We start from the raw sequence: 6037 nt of genomic DNA on the forward strand, positions 1-6037 counted from the left end.
AAGGCCTGTCCCTGCCTCAGAAAATCCCGATCGGGCCACCTTTGACGGCCTCGCTCAGCAGGTCGTAGACATAGGGTGCGACGGAGCGGAAGCAGATAACCGTCGCCGTCTCTTCGCTCTCCAGCCAGAACGCCGCGGCGACCTGGCCGAGGTGGCTGCGGCGGAACTCGCCGTGCGGCAAGGCCTCGGGGGACAGATCGGCGGGACAGAGTTTGGCAAGCAGATCGCGGATTCCGCTGCCTTCGAGGGCGAAGACCGCCCGCGCGTCCGATACGTCGGCGACGAGAAAATGATTTCCTTCCAGAGACTTGCGTGCCTTTTCCAAAGCCCCTGCCGCGTCCGCATAATCGCAGAACAGCAAGAGCTCGTCGGGCGAGGCCCAGGCCGCACCGCCGCCAAGCCCGCCTTCGATTCGGCGTTGGGTAGGCATCCCTGAGCCCACGGCGGCCTTCACGGCTTCGGCAAGCTCGGCATGGTCGCCGCGCAGAGTGATCATGCCGTGCGCGCCCGAGTCCTTTACGGTCACGTAACCTTCGTAAACAGCGCCACCAACGGCGCTTCGCGGGTCAGACATTCTGCTTCTCCCCGTCCTTGTCGTAGAACACCGGATCGACGATTTTCGCCTCCACGGCGCTGCCATCGACCTTGTTGAACTTGAGCACTTCCCCCATGCGGTCTGGCCCGTGCAGAACCAGCCCCATGGCAATGCCGCGGCCCAGCGTGGGCGAGTGGTAGGTAGAGGTCACACGGCCCTGCGTGTTGCGTTGGCCGTTCTCGTTGGTGCCCTCAGCCAGCGCATAGGCGCCATCGGGCAGAACCGAGCCGTCGATGGTTTCCAGCCCCACCAGCTTCCAGCGCTCGGCGCTGGCCATATGGCTGCGCGCCTGCGCCCGTTTGCCGAGGAAATCCTCCTTCTTCTTGGAGATTGCCCAAGAGAGGTTAAGATCCTGTGGAATGACGGTGCCATCCGTCTCGTCGCCGATCATGATGAAGCCCTTCTCGGCCCGCATCACATGGAGCGCCTCGGTGCCATAGGGGGTGATGTTCCACTCCGCCCCGGCCTCGACGATCTTCTCCCAAAGCTCCAGCCCGCGGTTCGCCGGCACGGCAATCTCGTAGCTGAGCTCGCCAGAGAAGCTGATGCGATAGACCCGCACCGGCAGTTCTGCCAACTCGCCATCGGCATGCTCCATGAAGGCCATCGCCTCCTTGGACACATCCATGCCGCCGAGTTTTTCGAGCAGTTTCCTAGCGTTGGGGCCAACAACGGCGATCTGCGCGTATTGCTCGGTGAGGTTGGCGGTGTAGACCTTCCAATCCCACCACTCGCATTGCAGCCAGTCTTCCATGTGGGCGTGCATGTGATCCGCGCCGCCGGAGGTGGTGTGGACGAGGAAGCTGTTCTCATCCAGCCGGGCCACCACGCCATCGTCCATCAGGAAGCCGTTTTCGTTGCACATCAGCCCATAGCGGCATTTGCCCGGCTTCAGCGTGCTCATCATGTTGGTGTAGAGCATATCGAGGAACTTGCCCGCGTCGGGGCCGGTCACGAGGATCTTGCCGAGGGTGCTGGCATCCAGAAGTCCGAGCGAGTCCCGCGTGTTACGGATCTCTCTTGAGACGGCAGCCTCACGGCTTTCGCCCGACTTCGTATAGCAATAGGGCCGCCGCCACTGGCCGACCGGCTCCCAATCGGCGCCATTGGCCTCATGCCAGCCGTGCATCGGGGTTTTTCTGAGCGGCTGGAAGGTTTTACCCGTTCCTGGCCCGGCGATCACGCCCATGGAAATGGGCGTGTAGGGCGGGCGGAAGGTGGTGGTGCCGGTCTGCGGGATCGGCTGGTTCAGCGCGCCGGAGAGGACGGCGAGGCCGTTGATGTTGCTGAGTTTTCCTTGATCCGTCGCCATGCCGAGAGTGGTGTAGCGCTTGGTATGTTCGACGGACTGGTAGCCCTCTTGCGCGGCCAGTTCGACATCTGACACCTTAACGTCGTTCTGGAAGTCCAGCCACATCTTGGATTTTTTCGCCTTGGACGCACCCTGCGGCATGACCCAGACTGGGGCCATAGCGCCCTCTTCGGAACCGGTGGCGGAGGGGCGCCAGGCTTCGGCGCTGTGGCCGAGCTGCTCCAGCGCGGCAACGGCGGATTCGGATGCGTTTCCAAGCACTTCGTGCGTAAGCATGGCGCCCGAGGCGATGCCTGCTGTGCGGACGTATTGCGCACCCTTGTGATCGGTGGGGAAGCGGGTGACATCGGGGTAGAAGTGGAAATTATCTTCTGACCACAACAGCTTACCGCCGCAGTGGCTCCAGAGGTGCACCACGGGGGACCAGCCACCAGACATGGCGACGGCGTCACACCCCACGGTTTCAAGCACCGAGCCCTCACCGGCCTGAGCACAAATATCCACGAATTTCAGAGCCTTGCCCTTCATTCCTACACCGGCGATGGCCTTGCCAGTCTCCACCCTGATTCCCGCATCGCGGCAGGCCTGCGGCAACGGGCCGTCGGCGGAGGCGCGCGCGTCGATGATGCAGGCCACGGTGAGGCCGGAGTCCTTAACGGCCAGGGCGGTGCGATAGGCGTCGTCATTGTTGGTCACGACAACCACCCGATCGCCCGGCGAAACGCCGTAGTTGACGATGTAGTCGCGTAGGGCGGAGGCCAGCATCACGCCGGGGCGGTCGTTTCCGGAGAAGCTGAGGGGCCGCTCCAGCGCGCCGGTGGCAGTGATGATCTGGCCTGCACGTATGCGCCAGAGGCGGTGGCGGGGGCCGGCCGCACCGGGCATGTGATCGGTGCAGCGCTCATAGGCCAAGGCATAACCGTGGTCATAGACGCCCGAGCCCATGCAGCGTTTGCGCAGGGTCACATTCGGCGCCGCTTCAAGGGTTTGCAGCGCGTTCTTGATCCACTCTTCGGCCGCCACGCCGTCGATCTCGGCCCCATCGACGGGGGCACGGCCGCCCCAATGGGCCTCCTGCTCCAGCAGCAGCACCTTGGCGTCGGTTTTGGCCGCGGTCAGCGCCGCCTGAAGCCCTGCGATGCCGCCCCCGACGATCAGCAGATCGACATGGACGTAGGCATGCTCGTAGGTATCGGGATCGCCCGGGTTGGAGGGTTTGCCGAGGCCCGCAGACTTGCGGATGAAGGGCTCGAACAGGTGTTTCCAGGCCGCCCGGGGGTGGATGAAGGTCTTGTAGTAGAAGCCCGCAGGCAGGAAGCGCGACAGGCTGGAGTTCACCGCGCCCACGTCAAAATCGAGCGAGGGCCAGTGGTTTTGGCTGATGGCGGTGAGGCCATCGAAAAGCTCGGTGGTGGTCGCGCGCTGGTTGGGCTCGAAGCGCCCGCCCTCGCCCAGCCCGACGAGCGCGTTGGGCTCTTCGGCGCCCGAGGCCACCACACCGCGCGGGCGGTGATACTTGAAGCTGCGGCCCATCACGACCTGGCCATTGGCCAACAGCGCGGCGGCAAGGTTATCACCCTGAAACCCCTGCATTTTCCGGCCATTGAACTGGAAGGAAACGGGCTTTGCGCGGTCGATCAGGCGACCGCCGGTGGAAAGACGGGTGCTCATGCCTGCCACTCCGGAAACTTGGCGCGAATGTTCTCGATGATCTCTGCGGGCGGCTCATGGGTTTGAGCCGAATAGGTGCCGAAGACCTCCAGCGTGGCGGTGTGGCGTGCGGCGAGAAACCACTTGCCGCAGCCCATCACGTGGCGCCAGCGCTCAAGGTGCACGCCCTTGGGGTTCTTGCGCAGGAACAGGTAGCCTTCGAAGTCCTGCTCGGAGCTGCCGGGGCCGTAGCGCTTGAGATGCGCTTCGCCGCCCGCCGCCAACTCGGTTTCGGAGGCTTCTATGCCGCAGTAGGGACAGGTGAATTTCAGCATCGGCGTTAACCCTGTTTGCGCAATTCGGGGAGAAGGTTAATCGCCGTCGGAGCGGCGAAACTCGGGGGGGCCACACCCCATGCACATCCGATGCACATTCCATGCATACGCGATTGCGTGGTCTTGTGGGGGGCAAGGGGTGTGAACACAACGCGCGCTGCCGGGCCGCGCCCTGCTCCACAAACAGACATGACCGCACCCCGAGGGAGAGGCGCGGCCATGGCACGAGTGGTGGCATCCGCCCCCGAGGGGACGGGCCGGGTGGTTTTAGTTTTGCGCGTCGTCTGCGGGTACAGCGTCGTCCGCCGGGGCAGCATCGGTTGCCGGGGCAGCGGCGTCGCCATCGGTTGCCGGCGCGGTTTCCATGGCTGCGCCATCGTCGGTCGGGGCCGGCGCGGTGTTTTCGATGGTGACGCTGGCATCGCCACCGTCAGCCGGAACGGTCGTTGCGGTGCCGTTCTCGATGTCGCCACCCATGAGGAACCACGCGATGACGCCAACGGCGACGACGAGGCCACCGATGATGAACGCCATTGTGCCGGTGCCGGAGCTTTCGCGCACGGGTTCACGATGCGCGTGGGTGTGGGTCGAATGATCTTCGTACTGGGCCATGTCTGGTCTCCTGTGCCGTCTCTTTCCAATCGGCACGCACTACCGCGCGCCGTGATTGGGGAGAGAACGACGCAGGGGGCCGGGTTGTTCCGCGGGGCCTGGCCGATGGGCAGAAGATCGCCGAGTAGCATCAGTGGGCCACCCCGGCGGCAACGCTTTCGTCGATGAAGCGGCCTTCGCGGAAGCGCTCGAGCCCGAACGCCTCGGTGAGGGGCGAGTGGCCCTTGGCCATCAGCTCGGCAAAGCCCCAGCCCGAACCGGGAATGGCTTTGAAGCCGCCGGTGCCCCAGCCGCAGTTGATGAAAATGCCGTCGACCGGCGTTTTCGACAGGATCGGCGAGCGATCCCCGGTCATGTCGACGATGCCGCCCCATTGGCGCAGCATCTTGAGGCGCGAGAGCATGGGGAAGGTTTCGATCAGCGCCCGCGTGGTTTCCTCGATATGCGAGAAGCTGCCGCGCTGGGTGAAGTTGTTGTGGTTATCAGCCCCACCGCCGATGACCATTTCGCCCTTGTCGGACTGGCTGAGGTAGCCGTGGACGGTGTTGGCCATGATGACGCAGTCGAGCGCGGGCTTGATCGGCTCGGAGACATAGGCTTGCAGCGCCACCGCCTCGATCGGCAGGCGGAAGCCCGCCATTTCGGCGAGCTGGCCGGAGTGGCCGGCCACCACGATGCCAAGCTTGTTGCAGCCGATGTGGCCCTTGGAGGTTTCCACGCCGGTCACCTTGCCGCCCTCGCGGGTGACGCCGGTGACTTCGCAGGTCTGGATGATGTCCATCCCCATGTCGGAGCAGGCGCGGGCGTAGCCCCAGGCCACGGCATCATGGCGTGCGGTGCCCGCGCGGGCCTGCCAGAGCGCGCCCAGCACCGGGTAGCGGGGGCCGTCGATGTTGATAATCGGGGCGATTTCCCTCACGCGGTCCGGGGTGATGAACTCGGTCTTCACCCCTTGCAGGGCATTGGCGTGGGCGGTGCGCAGGTAGCCGCGCTTCTCATGCTCGGTCTGAGCCAGCATCATCACGCCGCGGGGGCTGAACATGACGTTGTAGTTGAGATCCTGGCTCATGGTCTCGTAGAGCGAACGGGCCTTCTCGTAGATCGCCGCCGAGGGGTCTTGCAGGTAGTTCGAGCGGATGATGGTGGTGTTGCGCCCGGTGTTGCCGCCGCCGAGCCAGCCCTTCTCGATGATGGCGACATCGGTGATGCCATGGTTCTTGCCGAGGTAGTAGGCGGTGGCGAGGCCGTGGCCCCCTGCCCCGACAATCACCACGTCGTAGTGCTTTTTCGGCGCGGGCGCGCCCCAGGCTCGGCCCCAGCCGGTGTGGTAACGAAGCGCTTCACGGGCGATGGCAAAGGCGGAATAGCGGCGCATCGGCGGGGCCTTTCGGGTGATGGGTCAACCTTCGCCTTAATGCAATTTGCAGCGGCGTCGCAAATGCGGCGAAACGACATGCTTTCCCCGGATTGCGACTCCGCCCGCAGGCTTGTGACCGGGTGCGACGCCGCTGCAAATTGCATTAAGGCGAAGGT

General features: G+C 64.6%; 5 protein-coding genes. All 5 read right to left on the reverse strand.

Annotated features, from left to right (window positions below; translation table 11 throughout):
- Positions 1–16: 16 nt before the first annotated feature.
- Positions 17–574: a sarcosine oxidase subunit gamma gene (locus DYI42_RS16800; protein WP_213547287.1), complete on the reverse strand. Its 558-nt coding sequence runs from the start codon at positions 572–574 to the stop codon at positions 17–19.
- Positions 567–3578, reverse strand: coding sequence for a sarcosine oxidase subunit alpha family protein (locus DYI42_RS16805; protein ID WP_213547288.1), 3012 nt, complete (start codon positions 3576–3578; stop codon positions 567–569). Before DYI42_RS16805 ends, DYI42_RS16800 begins: the two co-directional genes overlap by 8 nt.
- A complete protein-coding gene (locus DYI42_RS16810; RefSeq protein ID WP_213547289.1) occupies positions 3575–3892 on the reverse strand; it encodes a sarcosine oxidase subunit delta in 318 nt (105 codons plus the stop codon). The genes DYI42_RS16805 and DYI42_RS16810 overlap by 4 nt, the downstream gene beginning before the upstream one ends.
- A gap of 267 nt (positions 3893–4159) precedes the next feature.
- Positions 4160–4504, reverse strand: a complete 345-nt coding sequence (locus DYI42_RS16815) for a hypothetical protein (protein WP_213547290.1) — start codon at positions 4502–4504, stop codon at positions 4160–4162.
- Positions 4505–4634: 130 nt separating this feature from the next.
- Positions 4635–5879, reverse strand: coding sequence for a sarcosine oxidase subunit beta family protein (locus DYI42_RS16820; RefSeq protein WP_213547291.1), 1245 nt, complete (start codon positions 5877–5879; stop codon positions 4635–4637).
- Positions 5880–6037: the final 158 nt, after the last annotated feature.

Origin of the sequence: Vannielia litorea, from assembly GCF_018424695.1 — a bacterium.
In the GTDB taxonomy this organism is placed as follows: Bacteria; Pseudomonadota; Alphaproteobacteria; order Rhodobacterales; family Rhodobacteraceae; genus Vannielia; species Vannielia litorea_A.